This window comes from Pseudonocardia nematodicida (assembly GCF_040105385.1).
Lineage (GTDB): Bacteria > Actinomycetota > Actinomycetes > Mycobacteriales > Pseudonocardiaceae > Pseudonocardia > Pseudonocardia nematodicida.
Window position 1 is genome coordinate 184,140 of record NZ_JBEDNQ010000002.1, and the last position, 21,983, is coordinate 206,122.

Here is a 21,983-nt window from a genome sequence, read left to right on the forward strand (position 1 = left end):
GTGAGTACTTTTCGGGGCTCCGGCCCCGAAAAGTACTCACAGGCGGCTACGCCGCACTCGTCACGCGGTAGACGTCGTAGACGCCTTCGATGTTGCGCACCGCCTGCAGCAGGTGCCCGAGATGCTTGGGGTCGCCCATCTCGAAGGAGAACCGGGAGACCGCGACCCGGTCCCGGGAGGTCGTCGTCGACGCCGAGAGGATGTTGACCCGCTCGTCGGCCAGCACCTTGGTCACGTCGGACAGCAGCCGGTGCCGGTCCAGGGCCTCGACCTGGATGGCGACCAGGAACACCGACTCCGGGGAGACCGACCAGGCCACGTCGACCAGCCGCTCGGAGCGCGCGGTCAGGTCGGCGGCGTTGGTGCAGTCGGTGCGGTGCACACTGATCCCGCCGCCGCGGGTGACGAACCCGAGGATCTCGTCGCCGGGAACCGGGGTGCAGCACCGGGCCAGCTTGACGTAGAGGTCGCCCATCGCGCCGCCGTCGGCGTCGGTCACGACGACCCCGGCGTTCCCGGACGGCCGCCGGTGCCGGACGGTCGACAGCGTCGCCCGCTCGGCGAGCTCCTCCTCCGCCTCCTCCTCACCGCCGAACCACGCCACCAGGCGCTGCACGACGTGCTGGGCGCTGGTCTGGTGCTCGCCGACCGCGGCGTAGAGCGCGGAGACGTCGGAGTAGTGCAGCTCGCGGGCGATCGCGGACATCGCGTCGCCGGAGATCAGCCGCTGCAGCGGCATCCCGGTGCGGCGGGCCTCCCGGGTGATCGCCTCCTTGCCCTCCTCGACGGCCTCCTCGCGGCGCTCCTTGGCGAACCACTGCTTGATCTTGGCCTTGGCCCGCGGGGACTTGGCGATCTGCAGCCAGTCCCGGCTGGGGCCGGCGTCCTCGGCCTTGGAGGTGAAGATCTCGACGACGTCGCCGGAGGACAGCTCCCGCTCCAGCGCGACGAGCTTGCCGTTCACCCGCGAGCCGATGCAGCGGTGGCCCACCTCGGTGTGCACCGCGTACGCCAGGTCGATCGGGGTGGAGCCGGTGGGCAGGGTGACGACGTCGCCCTTGGGGGTGAAGACGAAGATCTCCCGGGCGGCGAGGTCGAAACGCAGCGAGTCCAGGAACTCGCCGGGGTCGGCGGCCTCGCGCTGCCAGTCGAGCAGCTGGCGCATCCACGCCATCTCCTCGACCTCGAGCTCCTTGGACGAGCCGCGGACCTCCTTGTAGCGCCAGTGCGCCGCGATGCCGTACTCGGCGGTGCGGTGCATCGCGCGGGTCCGGATCTGCACCTCGAGGGGCTTGCCGTCCGGCCCGATCACCGTGGTGTGCAGCGACTGGTAGACGCCGAACCTCGGCTGGGCGATGTAGTCCTTGAACCGGCCGGGCATCGGCTGCCACAGCGCGTGCACCATGCCGATCGCGGCGTAGCAGTCCCGCACCTCGTCGACCAGCACGCGGACGCCGACCAGGTCGTGGATGTCGTCGAAGTCGCGACCCTTGACGATCATCTTGCGGTAGATCGAGTAGTAGTGCTTGGGCCGCCCCTCCACCGTCGCCGCGATCCGCGCGGACTCCAGCTGGTGGGTGACCTCGTCGATCACCTGACGCAGGTAGGTGTCCCGGGACGGCGCCCGGTCGGCGACGAGCCGGACGATCTCCTGGTACTTCTTCGGCTGCAGGATCGCGAAGGACAGGTCCTCCAGCTCCAGCTTGACCGTGGCCATCCCGAGCCGGTGCGCGAGCGGGGCGAACACCTCCAGGGTCTCGTTCGCCTTCTTGACCTGCTTCTCCGGCCGCAGGAAGCGCATCGTGCGCATGTTGTGCAGCCGGTCCGACAGCTTGATCACCAGCACCCGCGGGTCGCGGGCCATCGCGACGACCATCTTGCGGATCGTCTCGGCCTCCGCCGCGCTGCCGAACTCGACCTTGTCGAGCTTGGTGACGCCGTCGACCAGGTGCGCGACCTCGTCGCCGAAGTCGGCGCGCAGCCGCTCCAGGGAGTAGTCGGTGTCCTCGACGGTGTCGTGCAACAGCGCCGCGACCAGCGTGGTGGTGTCCATGCCCAGCTCGGCCAGGATGGTGGAGACGGCCAGCGGGTGGGTGATGTAGGGGTCCCCGGACTTGCGGGTCTGCCCCTCGTGCTTGGTCTCGGCGACGTCGTAGGCGCGCTGCAGCAGCACGAGGTCGGCCTTCGGGTGCAACGAGCGGTGCACCGCGGCCAGCGGCTCGAGGACCGGCTTGACGACCGCGACCCGGGCCGGCGTCATCCGCCGGGCGATGCGGGCCCGCACCCTCCTGGTCGCCGACGGGCGGGGCGGCTCGTCCTCGGCGGGCGTGAGCGGCCGCGTCGCCGGGTGCTGCGGTGCCCCCGGGGGCTGCTGCGCCGCCGGTGCGGCGCTCGTCCGGTCGACCTCGGTCACCGCACCTCCTGATCGTGCCGGTCGTGCTCGCCGACTGCGAGGATAGTCCGCGTCACGGGGCGGCGAGGACCCCCGCCGTTCGACGATCGTTCACGTGCGGGTGTTACGCCCGGCCGTTCACGCCGTCAGCAGCGCGTCCACCCGCACGTCGGGCAGCGTCGCGCGGCCGTGCAGCCCGGTCAGCTCCAGCAGCGTCCCGAACCCGACGACCTCGGCTCCGACGTCGGCGAGCAGCGCGCAGGTCGCGGCGGCGGTCCCACCGGTGGCGAGCACGTCGTCGACCACATACACCCGCGTCCCGGGCTCGACGACGCCGGCCGGCAGCTCCAGGGTGGCGCTGCCGTACTCCAGGTCGTAGCTGCGCGACGCGGCGACGGCGGGCAGCTTCCCGGCCTTGCGCACCGGCACCGTCCCGAGCCCGGCGACCAGCGCGACGGCGGCGCCGAACAGGAACCCGCGGGCCTCCACCCCCGCGACGACGTCGGCGTCGCCGGTCCGGGCGGCGAGCTCGGTGGTGACGGTCGCGAACGACTCGCCGTGCGCGAGCACCGGGGTGATGTCGCGGAACAGCACGCCCGGCTGCGGGTAGTCGGGAACCGACCGGATCCGTTCGGCGACCCGGAGCATGTCCTCGACGGCGGCATCGTCGTCCGCCCCGTCACCGACGCCCGGGCCGACCCGGATACCGCCGACCTCGGCGCGGCCGTTCACCGGCGCCTCCGTCCGGCGCGACCGGTCGGCCGCGCGCCCGGGCGCGGCGCGGGACCGCGGCCGGATCCGTCCCGGCCGGGGCCGGTGGAACGCCCGGCGCCGGCCGGCGCGGGCCCGCCGGTGGACTCGTCGTCGAGCGTGCCGGTGGAGTCGGCGTCCGCGGCCCCGTTCCCGGCGCGGGCACGGCGGGCGGCCACCCGCGCGGCCTGCGCGCGGAAGCGGGGATCGCGGAGTTTCAGGTCCACCAGCAGCGGGGTGGCCAACAACAGGGAGGAGATCACCCCTGAGATCATGCCGACCAGCTGGACGAGCGCGAGATCGGCCAGGGTCCCGACGCCCAGCAGCCCCACCCCGACCACGAGCAGGCCGAGCACCGGCAGGATCGCGATCAGCGAGGTGTTCAGTGACCGCATCAGGGTCTGGTTCAGCGCCAGGTTCGCGGCCTCGGCGTAGCTGCGCCTGGTCAGGCCCAGCAGCCCGCGGGAGTTCTCCCGGACCTTGTCGAACACCACGACGGTGTCGTACAGCGAGAAGCCCAGGATGGTCAGCAGCCCGATCACCGTCGCCGGGGTGACCTCCAGGCCGACGATCGAGTACACACCCGCGGTGACGACGACGTCGTTGATCAGTGCGACCAGCGCCGCCGCGGCCATCGCGCGCTCGAAGTACAGCGCCAGGAACGCCGTGACCAGCACGACGAACACCCCGAGCGCGATCAGTGCCTTCGTGGTGATCTCGCCGCCCCAGGTCCCGGAGACCAGCGAGTCGCTGATCGCCGAGGGGCTCGGGCGGCCGTCGGCGCCGAGGGGTTGCAGCTGGCCGTACAGGGCGTCGCGCAGCGGGACGAGCTGCTCCGGGGTGAGCGGCTCGGACCGGACGAGGATGGACGCCGCGTCACCGGTGCCGACCGACTGCACGGTCTCCGGCGGGGTGCCGATCACCTGCTGGTAGATCCGCTCGACCTGCTCGGTCGAGATCGTGCCGTTCGCCCCGGCGGCGGGCATCTGGATCTGCGAACCGCCGGTGAAGTCGATGCCGAGGTTGAAGCCCCGGATCAGCATCGACAGCACGCAGAGCGCGATGAGGACGGCGAAGCCGAGGTAGAAGATCCGGCGGCGGCCGATGACGTCGACGTTCGCGGTGCCGGTGGTGAGCCGGGTCCAGCCGGATGTCCGGTGCTCCGTCCGCGTCGTGGTCATGCCTGGGCCCCCTTCGCGGACGCTGCCTTCCGGCCGACGGTGGGTGCCCCGCGCCGGACCCGCGACCCGATCCGGTCGACCGCGGCCAGACCGGACAGCCCCGGCCGCCCGAGGGTGCGCGACCGGGAGATGAGCACCACCAGCGGGAACGTCACGAGGAAGACCACCACCAGGTCGAGGACGGTGGACATGCCGAGGGTGAAGGCGAAGCCGCGGACCTCGCCGACGGCCAGGACGTAGAGCACCGCGGCGGCCAGAAAGCTGACGGCGTCGGCGGTGAGGATCGTGCGCCGGGCGCGTTCCCAGGACCGGGGCACCGCGGAGCGGAAGGTGCGGCCGTCGCGCATCTCGTCCTTGAGCCGTTCGAAGAAGATCACGAACGAGTCCGCGGTGATGCCGATGGCGATGATGAACCCGGCGACGCCGGCGAGGTCGAGGGTGAACCCGATCCAGCGCCCGAGCAGGATCAGCACCGCGTAGACGACCAGCCCGGACAGCGCGAGCGAGAGGATCGTCAGCACGCCGAGCAGCCGGTAGTAGAACAGGCAGTAGGCGAAGACCAGGGCCAGGCCGACGCCGCCGGCGATCAGTCCCGCGTCCAGCGACGCGAGGCCGAGCGAGGCGGAGATCGTCTGGGCGGTGCCGGAGTCGAACGACAGCGGCAGCGAGCCGTAGCGCAGCACCTGGGCGAGTTCCTGGGCGCGGTCCTGGTTGAACTGGCCGGAGATCTGGGTGGGACCGTATATGGGGCCCTCGATCTGCGGGGCGGAGACGACGTCGCCGTCGAGGACGAACGCGACGTTCTTGCCGACGTGCTGGGCGGTGTACCGCCCCCAGGTGTCGGCGCCCTGCGGCGTGAAGGTGACGCTGACGACCCAGCCCACACCCTGCTGGTTCTGCTGGGCCGACGCGGAGGCGATCTGGGTGCCCTCGATGAACGACGGGCCGAGGACGTACTTGCCGGTGCCGTCCTCGCTGCAGGTGACCAGCGGCTTCGACGGGTCGTCGTAGCCCTGCAGCGGGTCCTGCTTGGTGCAGTCCAGCGCGGCCAGGGCCTGCTGCTGGACGGCCGGGTCCTCGCTCTGGCGCTGCGCCCGGAGCTGGGAGACCTCGGCGGCGATGCGTGGATCGGTCGGGGAGGCGGTGCCGTTCCCGTCGGGGGGTGGGGCGGGGGGTGGCGACGGGTCCTGTCCGGAGACGGCGGGTTCGCCGCTGCCGGCGCCCTGCCCGGCCGCGGCCGCCGGTCGCGTCGTGCCGGCCCGGTCACCCGTGACGGCCTGCTCGAGCTGACCGCCGGTGCCGGACGGCTCGGCCGGTGCGTCCTGCAGCGTCACGGTGTACGCGGCGGGTGCGACGGCGCGGTTCTCGGGCGCGCCCATCCCCTGCGGCTGGGTGCCGTCCCCCCGGGACTGGGTGCCGTCCGGGGCCTGGCTCGTCTGCCCCTGTTGTCCGGGCTGGGCGGGTTGCCCCGCCCCGGTGGCGACCGGTCCGGCCAGCACCTCACGGAACCGCAGCTGCGCGGTCTGGCCGAGCGCGCGGGCCTGCTCGCCCTCGTCGCCGGGGACCGTGATGACGATGTTGCTGCCGTCGAGCTGGACCTCGGCGCCGCTCACACCGAGCCCGTTGACCCGCTGCTCGATGATCGCCTGCGCCTGCACCAGCTGGTCGCGCGGTGGCGGCCCGCCGTCGGTGGTCCGGGCGGTCAGCGTGACCCGGGTGCCGCCCTGCAGGTCGATGCCCAGCTTCGGGGTGAGGTTCCCGCCCCCGGTGAACAGCACCAGGGTGTACAACACGACGACGATCCCGAGGAAGGCCGTCAGGTAGCGCCAGGGACGAATGCGGTGCTGCGGTCCCGGCTGCCCCCGCGAGGGTGCCACGTGTCTTCTCCGATCCGACTCACGAGGCGGCTACGGCCGGCCCGGTGGTCGGTCGGTCCGGTCTCGCGCCGACCCGGCCGGTGCGGACGTGTGCCGTCCGGGGCCGGGACCGGTCGCGATACCGGTGCCGCCGAGGCGGACCGGTGTGGCCCGCCCCTGTGCTCAGTGGATCGTCGGCTTGCTCTCCGACGTTCCAGTCGAGCCGGAGGAATCCGCCGAGTCGTCCTCGGACGTGGTGTCCGGGGCGACCTTCTCCCGGATCGCCACGCGCAGCCAGGTCGTGACCACGCCGTCGGCGATCTCGAGGTCGATCGTGTCCTCGTAGGAGGCGTCGACGATCGTTCCCCGCAGCCCGGACGTGGTGATGACGACGTCGCCGTCCTCCAGCGCCGACTGCATCGCCTGGGTCTCCTGCATCTGCCGGCGCTGCTTGCGGCCGTTCAGGAACAGCGGCACGAACAGCAGCAGGATGATGAGGAAGGGCAGCAGGGACAGCAGGCTCGACCCGCCGGCCTCCTGCGCAAGGGTCAGATCCATCGTGCGGATTCTCCGTCTCGTCTCGTAACGCTGAAGTGTGCCAGCCGGGGCCGGCAGCGACGGGCGGCGCCCTCCCGAACGCGGGACCGCTCGTCGCACCACCGTGGCCGAACGGTGTCCGTGGGCTCCCGGCCCGTGCACTGACGAGCCGGATGTCCGGATCGGTTCCGGCAGGTGTCCCGCCGGAGGCCGATCACCCACGCGGTGTCCGGGTGCTCCCGCGCGGTGTACGGACATCCCAGGATGCCCTGGACGGCACCGGTGTGGTGCCCGATCCGTTCGGTCCGTCCGGATCCTCCCATGTCGGACGACGGCGACATGCCCCACGTCTCCCGGGCGTCCCACCCGTGGCGTCCGCGCGGAGTCCGGATCACCGGACCGGTTCCGGTCACACCGCGTCCGTCTGCGCCGCCCGCGCTCGGACCCGGACAGGTATCGAGGTCATCCGCGGCATCGCGTTGATCCGTTCGACGACGTCGTCCGTCCGGACCAGCAGGTTGGTGGACGAGCCGACATCGACGTAGGAGAGTCGGTCCTCGGGCAGCCCTCCCCAACAGTGGGACATCGAGACGCACCCCGGGCGCAGCCCGGGCTCCGCCTCGGCGATGGCGGGGATCCGGCCGCCGTTGTCCGCCTCGATCTCGATGCCCGCGCCGTTCTCGATGCCGAGGGTCTCCATGTCGACGGGGTTGAGGTAGGCGGCGTTGTAGGGGTGCCGACGCCGCACTCCGGGCTGGAGCAGGCCCAGCGAGTTCATCATTCCGCGCAGCCGGCGAACCGTGAGTCGGAAGGGGAAATCGTCGGTTCCGCTGCTCACCGGTCGGGTGCATTCAGCGGCGACCTCGCCCAACTCCTGCGCCACGTCGGGGGGCATCACATCGAACTGCGCGACCGCCTCCGGTCGCCGTGCGAGTACCTCGGCCGGCTCGACGTCGAACACGTGTCCACCCGGGTGACTACGGATCCGCTCCAACGGGACGTGGGAGTTCCGCAGGATGATCGCGAGCAGGTCCTCGGAGCTCGGGGCCCGCTCCATGTCGAGGTCGACGCCGGCGACAGTGAGCCCGACCCCGAGCCTGCGGGCCAACGCCCAGTAGACGTACCAGTCGTCCACGACCTCGGACCCGACGGGCGGACGGACGACGCCCGTGACGTACTGCGCGAACGGGACCTCGAGCAGCGGCTCGTAGTGGGGGGAGGACACCGTGTCGGCGCGCTCGAACTGCAACGTGGGGGGCAGCACGTAATCGCAGAGTGCGGCCGTCGGAGTCATGAACGGCTCCACTGCGACCAGCAGGTCGAGCCGCTTCAGTGCGGACACGGCCTTCGTCTGATCCGGCAGCGCGACCGCCGGGTTGCCGCCGTTCACGAACAACGCTCGCAGTCGGCCCGGATCCGTCCGCAGGATCTCGTCCGCGAGGACCCCGCTCATCAGTTCCCCGAACAACGACCCGTGCCCGGTCGAGGTGAACGGCCCCCGCTCCCATTCCCGGTCCGCCGGCACGACCTCGGCGCGGAACGCCCGCCGTGGATTCTGCACGCCCGGGTTCGTCACCCGGTCCCCCGCTCTCGGGTACCGTCCGCACACCACGTTGAGGCACTCCACGAGATGATCGGCGAGATTGGACCGCGGCGCCATCGACGGGCCGGTGCCCGCAGTGGCGATCCCCCGCCGGGCCTCGCGCGCGAACATCTCGGCGGCCCGTTCGATCAACCCGGGATCGACCCCGGTCCGATCGGCCACCCGGTGCAGGGTGAACGGTTCCACGGCCGAGCGCAGGGCGGCCATACGGTCCGGCCCGACGTACTCCGTGCAGAAAGCCGCGTCGTACCAGCCGCGCTCGAGCACCACACGCAGTAGACCGGCGACGAGCGTGGGATCCTCCCCCGGCCTGACCTGTAGATGCAGATCAGCCGCGCGGGCGGTTTCAGTCAGACGAGGGTCGACGACGATCAGTCGCATGCCTCGCTTGAGAGCCGCCTTGAGCCGTTTCACCGGATCGTAGGTCAGATTGGCCACGGCCACCGAGACGAACGGGTTGCCTCCGACGATCATCTGCACGTCCGAGTCGCCGAGCCGGTCCTTTCCCGCGTCCCAGAATCCCATGCGGCGCATGGTCACCTGCTTGGCCGACTGGTCGATGGTGATCGTGGTGAAGACCCGCGTGGAGCCGATGGCGCGCGGCCACGCCAGCATCGTGTGGTGCGCAGTGACGTTCTTCCACGTCTGAGTGCCCTTGAACACGCCGACCGCTTCACCACCGCTCTCGTCGAGGATGGTGCGCAACCGGGCGGCGATGTCGTCGAGCGCCTGCTCCAGTCCGACCTCGACGAAGCCGTCAGGGGTGCGCTTGAGCGGTCGCAAGATCCGACCGGGGTGATACATCGCCTCCGCGGACTGCAGGCCACGGGCGCAGGAGAAGCCCTGGGTGAGCGGATGCTCGCGGTCTGCGACGAGCGACGCCAGCCGCCCGTCCTCGCCGACAGTCGCGATCATTCCGCAGGAGCCCGGGCAGTACCGGCAAGCGGTGCGGACCGAGTGGGACGTGCCGCGAGGAGCGTTTCGTCCGACTGCCGGCATCACGGAAGGATTACCCGAACCGTCAATCTTCATGTTGTAGATTATGGCCGAACACCACGTCGGTGACCAGCCCGCACGAGAGATCGCGCAATCGGCCCCGTCGCTCCGGCCTGCCACACTGATCCGGTGCCACGCCCCCTGACCCCGATGCTCAACCGCGATCTGATCATTTCGACGGCCCTCGAAGTGATCGACCGGGATGGGCTCGACACGTTCAGCATGCCTCGGCTGGCGACGTCGCTCGGCGTGCGCTCACCGTCGCTCTACTACTACTTCGAGGACAAGCAGACGCTGCTCGCGGCCGTCGCGCGGGCGATCGTCTCGAAGACCAGGTACCCGCCGATGGAGGATTCCGACGACTGGGTCGAATGGTTCGTCTGCATCAGCACGGACTTCCGCCGCCGCGTCCTGGAACACCCCAACGCCGCTCCGGTGCTGTTGCGCTACATGCCGCGTGACCTATTCGTCGAGATGTACGAGCGCACCGCCGAGTTCCTCTCCCGTGCGGGCATCCCCGAAGACGGTCAGATGGTGATCATCGACTGCCTCGACCGGCTCAGCATCGGCGCCGCTCTCACCGAAGCCACGAGGACCCCGGAGGAGCGACGCCGCATCTTCGCCGGCATCGACCCCGGCGCCATGCCCCGGCTGGCCGGCGTGGTGCGGGCGAACGAGCGCGACTCCGAGCAGCTGTTCGCCGACGCCGTACGGATCTTCCTGCGAGGCGCCGCGGCCCGATCGCGGAACGGCGGAAAGGACACCACTCGCTGAGATCACGCTCCGGCATCCGCGCCGGATACTAGATAATCTACTGGTTGTTGATTACGCTCCAGCACGCCGGGTGGCGCCCATCGTCTGCGCCGCTCGCGCCGGGCGGAGGTCCACGGCAGGCGATCCCGGGCTCGCTCCACCGCCACTCGTTGCAGATCCCACCGCTCGGCGCCGCCGCAGCGGCGATCCCGTCTGGAGTCCTCACACATGGCGATCCCGATCGAACGGCCGACCGACCGGAAGGAGTCCCGGCGCGCCGGCAGGGCCGCGTTCACCGGGACGCTGCTGGAGTACTACGACTTCAGCCTCTACGCGGCCGCCGCCGCGACCGTGTTCCCCCGCGTCTTCTTCCCGGACGCGTCTCCCGCGCTGGCCACGCTGCAGTCCGTCGCCACCTTCTCCGTCGCCTTCCTGGTCCGGCCCGTCGGCGGTGCGATCCTCGGCAGCCTCGGCGACCGGATCGGACGCAAACGTGTCCTGGTGTTCACGCTCGTCCTGATGGGCGTCGCGACCACGGGCATCGGCCTGTTGCCCGGTCACGCGACGATCGGGTGGGCTGCTCCGATGCTGCTGGTCCTGATGCGGATCCTGCAGGGCATCGGGGCGAGCGCCGAGTACGGAGGCGCGACACTCGTGGCCGTCGAGTTCGCGCCGGAAAAGCGCCGGGGTCTGCTCGGTTCCCTCCCCGGTGCAGGCTCCGCGTTCGGTGGTGTCCTGGGCACGCTGGCGCTGCTCACGGCGTCGAGCACGCTCAGCGCCGAGCAGTTCGCCTCGTGGGGGTGGCGGGTCCCGTTCCTGCTCAGCGGCATCCTGGTCGTCTACGGCATCTGGCTGCGAGCCACACTGCCGGAAACCCCGGACTTCGCCCGAGCCGAGCGGTCCGGGCGCACCTCACGGACGCCGCTGCGCGACGTCCTCCGTCGGTATCCGCGGGCCGTCGTCACCGTCATCGTCATCGTGACGGCGCAGACCGGACTCGGTTACTTCTACCTGGTCTTCATGGTGTCCTATGCCGGCTCGCAGCTCGGGTTCAGCCAGAGCGAGACGTTCACCGGACTGCTCGTGGCCCAGCTGTCGTGCGGTCTGCTGATCCCGGCGTTCGGCGCGCTGTCCGACGTCGTCGGGCGCAAGCCGGTGGTGGCGTTCGGCATGCTCGTGTCGGCCGCGACCGCCTTTCCGACGTTCATGCTCGTACAACCAGGCTGGCCGCTCGGACTGTGGCTGGCCATGTTCCTCGGCAACGGGGTCGGCGTCGCGGCCATCTTCGCTCCCGTCGGCACATTGGTCGCCGAGATCTTCGCCAGCCAACACCGGTACAGCGGGATGGGGCTGGCCCGGGAGACCGGCAACATGATCGGGGCAGCCGTCGTTCCCGTGCTGGCGGTGCAGTTGTCGTTCATGGGTGCGGGGACGACACCGCTGAGCCTGCTCCTGCTCGGTCTCGCGGCGCTCGGTCTCGTCGGGGTGCTCGCCGCCCCGCGCCCGCACGCTCCCGCCGCGTCTCCCGGCGGACCGCCGGTGTCGGCCACCTCGCGTCCCGGCGGGTGAATCCGGGTGGCCACCACGGGCGACGCCGTCGCTCACGAGGGCGGGACCAGCACCGTCTTCCCGCGGGTGTCGCCGTCACGCATCGACGCGAACGCCTCACGCGCGTCGGTCATCGGCAGCCGCGCCCCGACGACGGGCCGTACGCCGGTCGACACGCAGAACCGGACGAGATCGGCGAGCTCGGCGCGGGTGCCCATCGTCGTCCCGACGATGCGCAGGTGCTTGATGAAGATGTGCTGCAACTCGGTACGGTCCGGCTCCCCGGTCGTCGCCCCGCATGTCACCAGGACCCCGCCGGGGACCAGCGCACGGACCGAATGCGGCCACGTCGCCCGCCCCACGCTGTCGAACACGCCGTCGACCCGTTCCGGCAGCCGTGCCCCCGGCTCCACGGCGACGCAGGCGCCGAGCTCGCGGGCGAGGGCCCGCTTGGCCTCCGAGCGGCCGGTGGCGACGACGCGGAAGCCGGCAGCGGCGCCGAGCCGGACGAGCGCGGTGGAGACGCCACCCGAGCAGCCCTGCACGAGGATCGTCTGTCCCGGCCGGAGTCCGGACGCGACGAACAGCATCCGGTAGGCGGTCAGCCAGGCCGTGCCGAGACAGGCGGCCTCGTCGAAGGTCAGCTCGACGGGCAGGGGCAGGGCGTTGGCCACCGGCACGACGACGCGCTCGGCGAACGTTCCCTGGTATCCGCCGGACAGACAGGTCCGTCCCGGGTCCAGTGCCTCGTCGCCCATCCAGCCGGCGGACCGGATCATGCTGTGCAGCACGACGGGGCTGCCGTCGTCGAGTGTTCCCGCCCCGTCCATGCCGAGGATCATCGGGAACCGGTCGGCGGACAGACCCACGCCCCGCAGGGTCCACAGGTCGTGCATGTTCAGGGAGGCGGCCCGCACCGTCACCGCGACATGACCGGCCGGCACCTCCGGTTCGGGCCGGGAGCCGATCCGCAGCGCCGCGAGCGGATCGTCGGGCCGCGGAGCGGCGGCGTACACGGCGAGCATCCGCCATCACCTCCGATTTCCGGCCGGCAGGCCGTCGCTCATCCGAACACACCCATCCCGGACCGGAACAGGTCCGCCACTGCGTCACCCGCCGTCGCGAACTCGTCCCCGCTGGTGGCGCCCGAGAGATGGCGGTGGTGAATGCCCTGCGCGATGACGGCCAGCTTGTAGTAGCCCAGGGCGAGGTGGAAGTCGTTGCCGCGGAGGCGCACTCCGGCCTGCTCCTCGTAGCGGGCCAGCAGCTCTTCCGAGCCCGGCAGGCGGTCGCTGGTCCATGCCGCCCGTTCGCCGACGATCAGGTCGAGGGCCGGATGCCGATAGACACGCATCATCGCGACGTCCGCGACCGGATCACCGATCGTGGACAGTTCCCAGTCGACGACCGCGCGCACGATCCCCGGATCGGAGGGGTCGAGCAGCGTGTTGTCGATGCGGAAGTCGCCGTGCACCACCGACACCGTGTCCTGGTCGGGCACGTGCCGGCTCAGCTGCTCCCGCAGGCGTCTCTCCAGCTCCGCGGTGGCTGCCGGCGCCGACGTCCCGACGTGCACCCACTGCGCCGACCAGCGCCGCAGCTGCCGGGCCGCATAAGCGTCCCGTCGCCCGAACCCGGCCAGCCCGGCGGCGTCGGGATCCACGGCGTGCAATGCGGCCAGCCGCGCGAGCAACTCGTCGACACAGCGGTCCAGGTCCGCGTCGCTGAGCTCCGCCAGATCAGCGGCCGTGCGCACGGTCCGTCCGGCGACGTACTCGACGACGGTGAAGGGCACGCCCAGGACGTCGTCGTCCTCGCACAGCAGCACCGGTGCCGCCACCGGCACACCCGTGCCGTGCAGCGCCGTCGTCACCCGGAACTCGCGCGCCACGTCGTGGGCCGACGGGGTACGTCCGGCGAACGGGGGGCAACGCAGGACCCAGCGGGGATCTCCGCCGTCGCGCAGGACGAAGGTCTGGTTGGAGCGGCCACCGGCGATCCGGTCCGCCGTCAGCTCCCCCGCCGAGCCGACGCCGGCTTCGGCGAGCCGACAGCGGACGGCGGCGAGATCGAGCGCCGGCGCGCTCACACCCGGGCCCCGGCGACGCGGCGGACCGCTCGGCGGGCGATCGCCCAGCGGTGCACCTCCGACGGCCCGTCGTAGATCCGGAACGGCCGCAGCTCGCGGTGGATCCGCGCGACCGGCAGTTCCGCGGACACGCCCAGGCCCCCGCAGATCTGCATGCTGCGGTCCGCGACCCGGAACAGCGCCTCCGCCGCGAACGTCTTCGCGATCGACGTCGACTGGGACGCCGCCCGGTCTCCGGCGTCCAGGTCGGCACAGGCCCGCAGGAGCAGCGCCCGGCTCGCCGCGAGGTCGATCTCGTTGTCGGCGATCTGCTGCTGCACCATGCCCAGGGACGCCAGTGTCGCCCCGAACGCATCGCGGCCGCTCACGTGCTGCACGGCCGACTCGTGGGCCCGCCGGGCCGCACCGAGCCAGCGCATCACGTGCGTCATGCGCGCCGGGCCCAGCCGGACCTGCGCATACCGGAACCCCTCGTCCACCGCGCCGAGCACGTTGTCCTGCGGCACCACGACGTCCTCGAACGTGACCTCGCAGTGCCCGCCGATCATGGAGCGGTCCACCGTGTCCAGGTGGCGGCCGACGGTCAGCCCGGGCGAGCCCGCCGGGACCACGAACATCGTCGCCCCATCCGGTCCACCGGGCTCGCCGCCCGTCCGGGCCATCACGATGAAGAACCCGGCCCCGTCGGCACCGGTGATGAACCACTTCCGGCCGCTGATCGACCACCCGTCCGACACCCGCACCGCCCGGGTGAGCAGGGCGGACGGGTCGGAGCCCGCGCCCGGCGCGGGCTCGGTCATCGCGAACGCGGACCGCTGCGTGCCGAGCGCCAGCGGGGTGAGGAACTCCTGCCTCTGCGCCGCGGTGGCGACCTCGGCCAACAGGTGCACGTTGCCCTCGTCCGGAGCGGCGATGTTCAGCGCGAGCGGCCCGAACAGCGAGTACCCGGCCTCCTCGAACACCGCGGCCCGATCGGTCATGCCCAGCCCGTGCCCGCCGAGCTCCACGGGTGCGTGCGGGGCGAACACCCCCGCGTCCCGGGCCGCGTCCTGCAGCCGGACCCGGGCCCCTTCACCGCCGGCCGCGGCGATGTCACCGTCGTACTCGTCGTCGAGCGGCAGGACCACCTCGCGGACGAACTCCCTCGTCCTGGCCGCCAACTCGGCCGGATCCGCCCGCTGTGCCGTCTCGGCAGTAGCCACGTCGTCCTCACCTCTCGTTCCTGGATCCGTCCGGATCCGCCGGCCACCCGGCGAGGACGGAGTCGATCTCCTGCGGCCCCGCGCCGTGCCGTGCGATCGTCGTCGCCGTCCGGGAGAACCGCGGGGCCGGCGCGGCCTGGGTGACCCCGTCGACGGTGACCACGGTGTCGCGGGCCACCAGGTGCGGATGGGCAGCGGCCTCGCCGAACGACAGCACGGGGGTGACGCAGGCGTCGGTGCCCTCGAAGACGGCGGCCCACTCGTCGCGTGTGCGGGAGCCGAACACCGTCGTGAACAGCTTTCGCATGGCGGGCCAGGACGCACGGTCGTACTGCGCGCCGGTGTCCCGCTCGGTGACCCCGAGCCCTGAGGTCAGCTCGGCGAAGAACTGGGGTTCGAGGGCTCCCACCGCCACATGCCGCCCGTCGGCGCAGGTGTAGGTGTCATAGAACGGCGCGTGGCCGTCGAGCAGGTTTCGGCCGCGCTCGTCGACCCAGCTCCCGTCGGCGAGGAAACCACGGAACATCTGGGTGAGGACGCTGGCGCCGTCGACCATCGCGGCGTCCACGACCTGCCCGCGACCCGAGGACCGGGCCTCCCAGAGGGCGGCGAGCACGCCGACGACCAGGAGCATCGAGCCGCCACCGAAGTCGCCGACCAGGTTCAGCGGCGGGACCGGCCGCTCCCCCGCCCGGCCGACGGCGTGCAGCGCACCGGTGAGCGAGATGTAGTTGATGTCGTGGCCCGCCCGGGACGCGAGGGGCCCGTCCTGCCCCCAGCCGGTCATCCGCCCGTAGACCAGGCGCGGGTTGCGCCCCAGGCACTCGTCGGGGCCGACACCGAGCCGTTCCGTGACTCCGGGCCGGAATCCCTCGAGGAGCACGTCGGCACGTTTCACCAGGCGCAGCAGTGCGGTGCGACCGTCGGGATCCTTGAGGTCCACGACGACGCTGCGGCGTCCCCTGTTCGTCGGGTCGGGGACGCCGCCCGCGTCATCCGTCCCCTCCGGCGACCGGTCGACGCGGACCACGTCCGCGCCGAGATCGGCCAGCACCATCGCTGCGTGCGGGCCGGGACCGATCCCGGCCAGTTCGACGACTCTCAGGCCGGCCAGCGGGCCGTGACCTCGTGTCACTCCGTCTCCTCCATCCTCGGTACTCCACCGGCGTCCGCACGCGCGACCCCAGGTCCATTTGGCGATGACGTCACGGGAGCAGGATGTGCCGGCCCACCGCACGGCGCGCACGATGCAGCCCGAGGACACGTCCGGCGTCCTCCAGCGGCACCGCAGCCGGGGCCGGGGGGCTGAGCTCACCCCGGTCGATGCGGCCGAGCACGTCGGCCAGCAGCGCCGGGTTGCCCGCCCGGCCGGCGTCCTGGCGCGACCAGTCCCCCCAGTCCACCCCGACGACCGACCGGTTGCGCAGCAGCACGATGTTCGCCGGGATCCGCGGGATCTCCCCCGCGGCGAAACCGAGCAGGCACAGCCGCCCCCCGCTGCCGAGTGCGCGCAGCGCGGTCTCCGTGGTGGCTCCCCCGACCGGATCGACGACCACGTCGGCGCCCCCGCCGGTCGCTTCCCGGATCGAGTCCTTGAGGTCGTCGTAGCCGAGCGCGACGTCCGCGCCGGCCCGGAGCACCGCCTCCCGCTTCTCCGGCGACGAGGCGACGCCGATCACCCGGGCGCCCAGACTCCGCACGACGTCCACGGCGGCGAGCCCGATCCCACCGGCCGCCCCGAGCACGACGACCTGCTCCCCCGGCCGGATCGTCACCCGCCGGGTCGTCGCGTGGGCGAGGGTCAGATAGGACTCGACGACCGACGCCGCGAGCTCGGCCGGCACGCCGGGGGGCCGGGCGACCGCGGTCCACTCCGGCACGGCCACGTGCGAGGCGTAGCCGCCGAACCCCGCGACGACCGCGGCGACGTCGGCCCCGGTGAGGTTCCGGTCGACCCCGTCCCCGGTCGCCACGATCCGCCCGGCGACCGCGATGCCGGGAGTGAAGGGCAGCGCCGGCCGGAGCTGGTAGCCGCCGGCGACGATCAGACCGTCGACGAAGCTGACCCCCGCCGCAGCGACACCGATGACGACCTCTCCCGGTCGGGGGCGCGGATCGGGACCCTCGGCCACCTCGAGCAGCGGGGGATCACCGAACTCGGTACAGATCATTGCGCGCACGGCCCGCCCCTTCCCCGGCCCGTCCCGCTGGTGCAGGTCACAGGCCCAGACCGCGGCCGATGACCTCTTTCATGATCTCGGTGGTACCCCCGTAGATGCGGGTGATCCTGGCGTCTGCGTAGGCCTTCGAGACCGGGTACTCGCTCATGTAGCCGTAGCCACCGTGCAGCTGCAGGCAGCGGTCGACGACCCGACCCTGAAGCTCGGTACACCAGTACTTGGCCTTGGAGGCGTCGATCGCGGTGAGCTCGCCGGCGTTCAGCGCCCGCACGCAGTCGTCGACGTAGTGCTCGGCGATGTCGATCTCGGTGTCGAGTTCGGCCAGCACGAAGCGAGAGTTCTGGAACGAACCGACCGGCGAGCCGAACGCCTTCCGCTCCTTCACGTACTCCAGCGTGGACCTCAGGGTCGACCTGGCTGCGGCGACGCCCGCCAACGCGATCGAGAGGCGTTCCTGCGGAAGCTTCTGGACCAGCTGGGTGAACCCCTGTCCCTCGTCGGGTCCGAGCAGGTTGCCGACCGGCACGCGGACGCCGCGGAAGGACATCTCGGCGGTGTCCTGGGCGTGCTGGCCCAGCTTGTCGAGGTTGCGACCACGCTCGAAACCCGTCATACCGCGCTCGAGCACCAGCAGGCTGATGCCCTTGTGACGCTGCGACGGGTCGGTCTTGACCGCGACGACCACCAGATCGGCGTTGATGCCGTTGGTGATGAAGGTCTTGGCCCCGTCGACGACGTAGTGGTCGCCGTCCCGGACCGCGGTGGTGGTGATCGAGGCCAGATCGGAGCCGGTCCCCGGCTCGGTCATCGCGATCGCGAGGATCGACTCCCCACTCACCGCCCCCGGCAGCCATCGCCGCTTCTGCTCGTCGCTGCCGTAGGACAGCAGGTAGGGGATGACGATGTCGTTGTGCAACGTCATCCCGAGGCCCAGCCCACCCACGCCGGAGTCCATCAGCTCCTCGATCACGACGGCGTTGAACCGGAAGTCCGGCACCCCACCCCCGCCGAAGTCCTCCGGCACGTCCATCCCCAGGAAGCCGCTCGCGCCCGCCTTGGTGAACAGCTCACGGGAGACGATCCCGTCGCGCTCCCAGTCCTGCTCCCCGGGGACGATCTCCTTCTCGACGAACGCCCGGAACGCGTGCCGGAAGTCCTCGTGATCGGACTCGTAGAGCGTGCGTCTCACGGGGTCTCCCTCCCTGTGGCGGTCACCGCGGCTGCATCCGGATCGCGCCGTCGAGCCGGATCGTCTCGCCGTTGACCATGGGGTTCTCGATGATGTGTGCAGCCAGCTGTGCGTACTCCGCGGGCCGGCCCAGCCGCGACGGGTGCGGGACCTGCGCGCCCAGCGAGGCCTTGACGTCGTCGGGCAGGCTGCCCAGCAGCGGGGTCTCGAACAGGCCCGGCGCGATCGTGACCACCCGGATACCGAGGCTCGCCAGATCGCGCGCGATCGGCAGCGTCATGCCGACGATCCCGCCCTTGGACGCCGAGTACGCCGCCTGGCCGATCTGTCCCTCGAACGCGGCCACCGAGGCGGTGTTGACGATGACACCGCGCTCCCCGCCGGCGTCGTCGGCGCGGGCGATCCGCTCGGCCGCCAGCCTGATCACGTTGAATGTGCCGATCAGGTTCACTGAGACGACCTTGGCGAACCCGTCCAGTGGGAAGGGGCCCTTCTTCCCGTAGGTCTTCTCCGCGTTGCCGATGCCTGCGCAGTTCACCGCGACCCGTACGGTGCCCAGTTCCTCGGCCACGTCCAGGGCCGCACCGACCTGCTCCTCGCTGGTGACGTCGGTCGGCACGAACCGGACGTCCTCACCGAGCTTGCCGGCGACCGCCTCACCGTCCGAGGACGCCAGGTCGATGATCACGACTCGCGCGCCGAGCTCGACGAGCTTCTCGGTGGTCGCCAGGCCCAGGCCCGACGCGCCGCCGGTCACGACGGCCACGGAACCGTTGATGTCCATCTGGATCCCTTTCTCGGAGGTCAGAGCAGCTCGAGGATGGTGGCGTTGGCCTGGCCGCCGCCCTCGCACATCGTCTGCAGGCCGTAGCGGACACCGTTGTCACGCATGTGGTGCACCAGCGTGGTCATGATCCGCGCGCCGGAGCCGCCCAACGGGTGACCCAGTGCGATCGCACCGCCGTTCGGGTTGAGCCGGCGGTCGACGCCGGCGTCGTCGCCGCCGACGTCGGCCAGCCACGCCATCGGGACCGGCGCGAACGCCTCGTTGACCTCGAAGGCGCCGATGTCGGACAGCGAGAGCCCGGAGCGGCGCAGCGCCTTCTCCGTGGCCGGGATCGGCGCGGTCAGCATGATCACCGGGTCGGCGCCGGCCAGCACCGCGGTGTGCACCCGGGCGATCGGGGTCAGCCCGAGCTCGGTCGCCTTCTCGCCGGTGGTCATGAGCAGCGCCGCGGCACCGTCGGAGATCTGCGAGGAGTTCCCGGCGTGGATGACGCCGCCCTGGTCGGCCTCCTTGAAGACCGTCCTGAGCTGGGCCAGGCTCTCCAGGGTGCCGCCGCGGCGCACACCCTCGTCGGCGTCGACTCCGACGATCGGGGCGATCTGGCCGTCGAAGCGGCCGTCGTCCTGCGCGGCGGCGGCGCGCTCGTGTGACCGCAGGGCGAACTCGTCGAGCCTGGTCCGGGAGAAGCCCCACTTCTCGGCGATCATCTCGGCACCGACCCCCTGATTCGGGGCGACGCCGTAGCGGGCGAGGAAGTCCGAGCCCAACGGATCCTGGCCCTGGCTCGAGGAGAACATCGGCACCCGGGTCATCGACTCGACACCGCCGGCCACGACGACGTCGTACTGCCCGGCGATCAGACCGGCCGCGGCGAAGTGCACCGACTGCTGGCTGGACCCGCACTGGCGGTCCACCGTCACCCCGGTCACGGTCTCGGGGAGTCCCGCGGCGAGCGCCGCGGTGCGCCCGATGTCCATGGTCTGTTCGCCGGACTGGGACACGCATCCCCAGATGACGTCCTCGATCTCGGCCGGGTCGACACCCGACCGCTCGACCGCTGCCCGCAACACGTGTGCCGACAGATCGGCCGGGTGCACCTCCGCCAGACCGCCCTTGCGCTTACCGACCGGTGTGCGCACCGCCTCCACGATGACTGCGTCCCGCACGATTGACCTCCAGAGTCGACTACCCGGCGTCGGTGGCGCGTTGCCGCCCGAGACACCGATGAACAGAAACGTCACATGTTCGCGGCCGACCGGGCAGGGTGCGCGGGTCATCGTCCGTCCCGGACACCCTGGCCGGCTCCTGCCGCGTCACGGGTCGGCGTGGCTCAGGCGGGCACCTGCCGCTCCGTCGTCCCCGCTTCCCCGGCTGTCGGGCGCGCCCGGTCGGTGAGCCCGGTCCGCGGCACCAGTGCGACCAGTGCGGCCGCGATCAGCCCCACGACCGTGAACGCCCAGAACACTCCGTTCGCGCCGGACGGTGTCGCGATCACGATGCCGACCAGGATCGGGCCCGCCACGCCACCCAGCCGTCCGAGTCCGGTGCACAGCCCCAGCGCGGTGCCGCGGGCGGCGGGCGGGTAGTAGACCCCGGCGAAGCCGTACACGGCGGACTGCGACGAGGCGCAGAACCCGATCAGCAGGACGAGCGCGAAGACGAAGCCCTGGGCGGGGCCCAGGGTCAGGGTCGCCACGGCCGCCGCGCCGACCACGAACCCGGTGGAGATCACCCGTCGGGAGCCGAACCGGTCGGCCAGCCCGGTGAGCACCACCATCCCCAGCGCACTGCCGAGGTTGAACGCCAGCATGAACGACAGCGCCGAGCCGAGGTCGTATCCGGTGGTGCGCAGGATCTGTGGGATCCAGGTGTTCATCCCGTAGGAGAGCAGCAGGCCGAAGAAGCTGATCAGAGGGAAGAGTATCGCCGCGGTGCGGAATCCGGGCGCGGAGAGCAATCGGACAGCCGACCGACGCCGTCCGGTCGTGCCGGCGTCCGATGCCGCGACGGCACGCCCCGACTCGGCCGCGGTCCCGATCTCGTACCGCTCCGCCAGCGCCGCCGCCTCCTCGTGCCGCCCACGAGCCACGAGGAACGCCAGGGACTCGGGCAGGTTCCGGTAGGCCACGGCGAACAGCACGATGCCCACCAGGCCGGCCGTGGCGAACAGCGACTGCCACCCGAAGGCCGGGATGACGAAGATGGCGATCACCGAAACGAGTGCACCGCCGATCGGGAACCCGGTCTGGACCACCCCGTTGTAGAACTGACGACGGTCGATCCGCACGTACTCCATGGTCAGAGCGATCACCGTCGGGAGGGCGCCGCCGAAGCCCAGGCCGGCGAGGAAGCGCAGCAGGCCGAAGACCTCCAGGCTCGGGGCCAGCGCGCACAACCCGGTGAACACGCTGAAGCTCGCGACGCACGCGAGCACGATCGGGCGCCGGCCGACGATGTCGGTGAGGTAGCCGGCCAGCATCGCGCCGATCATCATGCCGAACAGCGAGAGGCTGCCGACCAGACCGGCCTCGACCGTGGTCATGCCCCAGACCTGGTCCTCGAGCAGCACCGGCAGGACCGCGCCGAACATGAGCAGGTCGATCCCGTCGAGGACGGTCACCGCGAGGCAGGTGGACACCACCGCCCCGAAGCCTGTCCTGCGGGTGAGGGATCTGGACATCGGTGTCCTCCGTGTGGTGGTCGCGCCGACCGGATGGGAAGCGGGGCTCCGACGAGCGGAGACGGTCCGCGCGCCCCTCCCTGCCGACTTCGGCCGGGCGGAACGCCGCGCTTAACTTATGGTTATAGGTAAGATGAGGTCAAGAGCCCTGTCGGCGGGACGTCGCGGCGTAGCACTCTCGCCGACGGTCGCCATCGTGACGCAGTGAGACTGTAGACGGTTTTTGTCTCACGTGTCATT

Annotated in this window: 17 protein-coding genes; 2 read left to right on the forward strand and 15 right to left on the reverse strand. The window is 71.5% G+C overall.

Annotation, left to right across the window (positions count from 1 at the left end):
• Positions 1 to 46: 46 nt before the first annotated feature.
• The 6 genes from WIS52_RS05220 to WIS52_RS05245 all read right to left on the reverse strand — a co-directional run bounded on the left by WIS52_RS05220 (position 47) and on the right by WIS52_RS05245 (position 9,351).
• Positions 47 to 2,413 carry a RelA/SpoT family protein gene (locus WIS52_RS05220; RefSeq protein WP_349296957.1) on the reverse strand — a complete coding sequence of 789 codons (2,367 nt, stop codon included), beginning with the start codon at positions 2,411 to 2,413 and terminating at the stop codon, positions 47 to 49.
• Positions 2,414 to 2,530: 117 nt separating this feature from the next.
• Positions 2,531 to 3,040: an adenine phosphoribosyltransferase gene (locus tag WIS52_RS05225; RefSeq protein WP_349297365.1), complete on the reverse strand. Its 510-nt coding sequence runs from the start codon at positions 3,038 to 3,040 to the stop codon at positions 2,531 to 2,533.
• A gap of 80 nt (positions 3,041 to 3,120) precedes the next feature.
• The gene (gene secF, locus WIS52_RS05230) at positions 3,121 to 4,323 is read right to left on the reverse strand and encodes a protein translocase subunit SecF (protein WP_349296958.1); all 1,203 of its coding nucleotides are present in this window, start codon (positions 4,321 to 4,323) and stop codon (positions 3,121 to 3,123) included.
• Positions 4,320 to 6,200: a protein translocase subunit SecD gene (gene secD / locus WIS52_RS05235; protein ID WP_349296959.1), complete on the reverse strand. Its 1,881-nt coding sequence runs from the start codon at positions 6,198 to 6,200 to the stop codon at positions 4,320 to 4,322. Before secD ends, secF begins: the two co-directional genes overlap by 4 nt.
• A 162-nt stretch (positions 6,201 to 6,362) precedes the next feature.
• A complete protein-coding gene (gene yajC, locus WIS52_RS05240) occupies positions 6,363 to 6,737 on the reverse strand; it encodes a preprotein translocase subunit YajC (protein ID WP_349296960.1) in 375 nt (124 codons plus the stop codon).
• A 388-nt stretch (positions 6,738 to 7,125) separates the two neighbouring features.
• Positions 7,126 to 9,351 (reverse strand): molybdopterin-containing oxidoreductase family protein, encoded by a 2,226-nt coding sequence (locus tag WIS52_RS05245; protein ID WP_349296961.1) that lies wholly within the window; start codon positions 9,349 to 9,351, stop codon positions 7,126 to 7,128.
• 114 nt (positions 9,352 to 9,465) lie between these two features.
• Between WIS52_RS05245 and WIS52_RS05250 the strand changes: the two genes are divergently transcribed.
• Both WIS52_RS05250 and WIS52_RS05255 read left to right on the forward strand, forming a co-directional pair.
• The gene (locus WIS52_RS05250) at positions 9,466 to 10,089 is read left to right on the forward strand and encodes a TetR family transcriptional regulator (RefSeq protein WP_349296962.1); all 624 of its coding nucleotides are present in this window, start codon (positions 9,466 to 9,468) and stop codon (positions 10,087 to 10,089) included.
• Positions 10,090 to 10,296: 207 nt separating this feature from the next.
• Positions 10,297 to 11,637 (forward strand): MFS transporter, encoded by a 1,341-nt coding sequence (locus tag WIS52_RS05255; protein ID WP_349296963.1) that lies wholly within the window; start codon positions 10,297 to 10,299, stop codon positions 11,635 to 11,637.
• A 32-nt stretch (positions 11,638 to 11,669) separates the two neighbouring features.
• On the opposite strand, the gene WIS52_RS05260 is transcribed toward WIS52_RS05255, so the two are convergent.
• From WIS52_RS05260 to WIS52_RS05300, 9 genes are all read right to left on the reverse strand, one after another.
• Complete coding sequence (locus WIS52_RS05260) at positions 11,670 to 12,641, reverse strand: zinc-binding dehydrogenase (protein ID WP_349296964.1); 972 nt, start codon at positions 12,639 to 12,641, stop codon at positions 11,670 to 11,672.
• Between the two features lie 38 nt (positions 12,642 to 12,679).
• Positions 12,680 to 13,705: a phosphotransferase family protein gene (locus WIS52_RS05265; protein ID WP_349296965.1), complete on the reverse strand. Its 1,026-nt coding sequence runs from the start codon at positions 13,703 to 13,705 to the stop codon at positions 12,680 to 12,682.
• The gene (locus tag WIS52_RS05270; RefSeq protein ID WP_349296966.1) at positions 13,702 to 14,907 is read right to left on the reverse strand and encodes an acyl-CoA dehydrogenase family protein; all 1,206 of its coding nucleotides are present in this window, start codon (positions 14,905 to 14,907) and stop codon (positions 13,702 to 13,704) included. The genes WIS52_RS05265 and WIS52_RS05270 overlap by 4 nt, the downstream gene beginning before the upstream one ends.
• Before the next feature lie 7 nt (positions 14,908 to 14,914).
• Positions 14,915 to 16,042, reverse strand: coding sequence for a CaiB/BaiF CoA transferase family protein (locus tag WIS52_RS05275; RefSeq protein WP_349296967.1), 1,128 nt, complete (start codon positions 16,040 to 16,042; stop codon positions 14,915 to 14,917).
• A gap of 70 nt (positions 16,043 to 16,112) precedes the next feature.
• Complete coding sequence (locus WIS52_RS05280) at positions 16,113 to 17,078, reverse strand: NADPH:quinone oxidoreductase family protein (RefSeq protein WP_349296968.1); 966 nt, start codon at positions 17,076 to 17,078, stop codon at positions 16,113 to 16,115.
• Positions 17,079 to 17,124: 46 nt separating this feature from the next.
• Positions 17,125 to 18,276 carry an acyl-CoA dehydrogenase family protein gene (locus WIS52_RS05285; RefSeq protein WP_349296969.1) on the reverse strand — a complete coding sequence of 384 codons (1,152 nt, stop codon included), beginning with the start codon at positions 18,274 to 18,276 and terminating at the stop codon, positions 17,125 to 17,127.
• A gap of 22 nt (positions 18,277 to 18,298) precedes the next feature.
• Positions 18,299 to 19,060, reverse strand: coding sequence for a 3-hydroxyacyl-CoA dehydrogenase (locus WIS52_RS05290; protein WP_349296970.1), 762 nt, complete (start codon positions 19,058 to 19,060; stop codon positions 18,299 to 18,301).
• Positions 19,061 to 19,080: 20 nt separating this feature from the next.
• Positions 19,081 to 20,229, reverse strand: coding sequence for a thiolase family protein (locus WIS52_RS05295; RefSeq protein WP_349296971.1), 1,149 nt, complete (start codon positions 20,227 to 20,229; stop codon positions 19,081 to 19,083).
• Between the two features lie 164 nt (positions 20,230 to 20,393).
• On the reverse strand, positions 20,394 to 21,743 hold the full coding sequence (locus WIS52_RS05300) for an MFS transporter (RefSeq protein WP_349296972.1): 1,350 nt from the start codon (positions 21,741 to 21,743) through the stop codon (positions 20,394 to 20,396).
• Between the last annotated feature and the right edge of the window lie 240 nt (positions 21,744 to 21,983).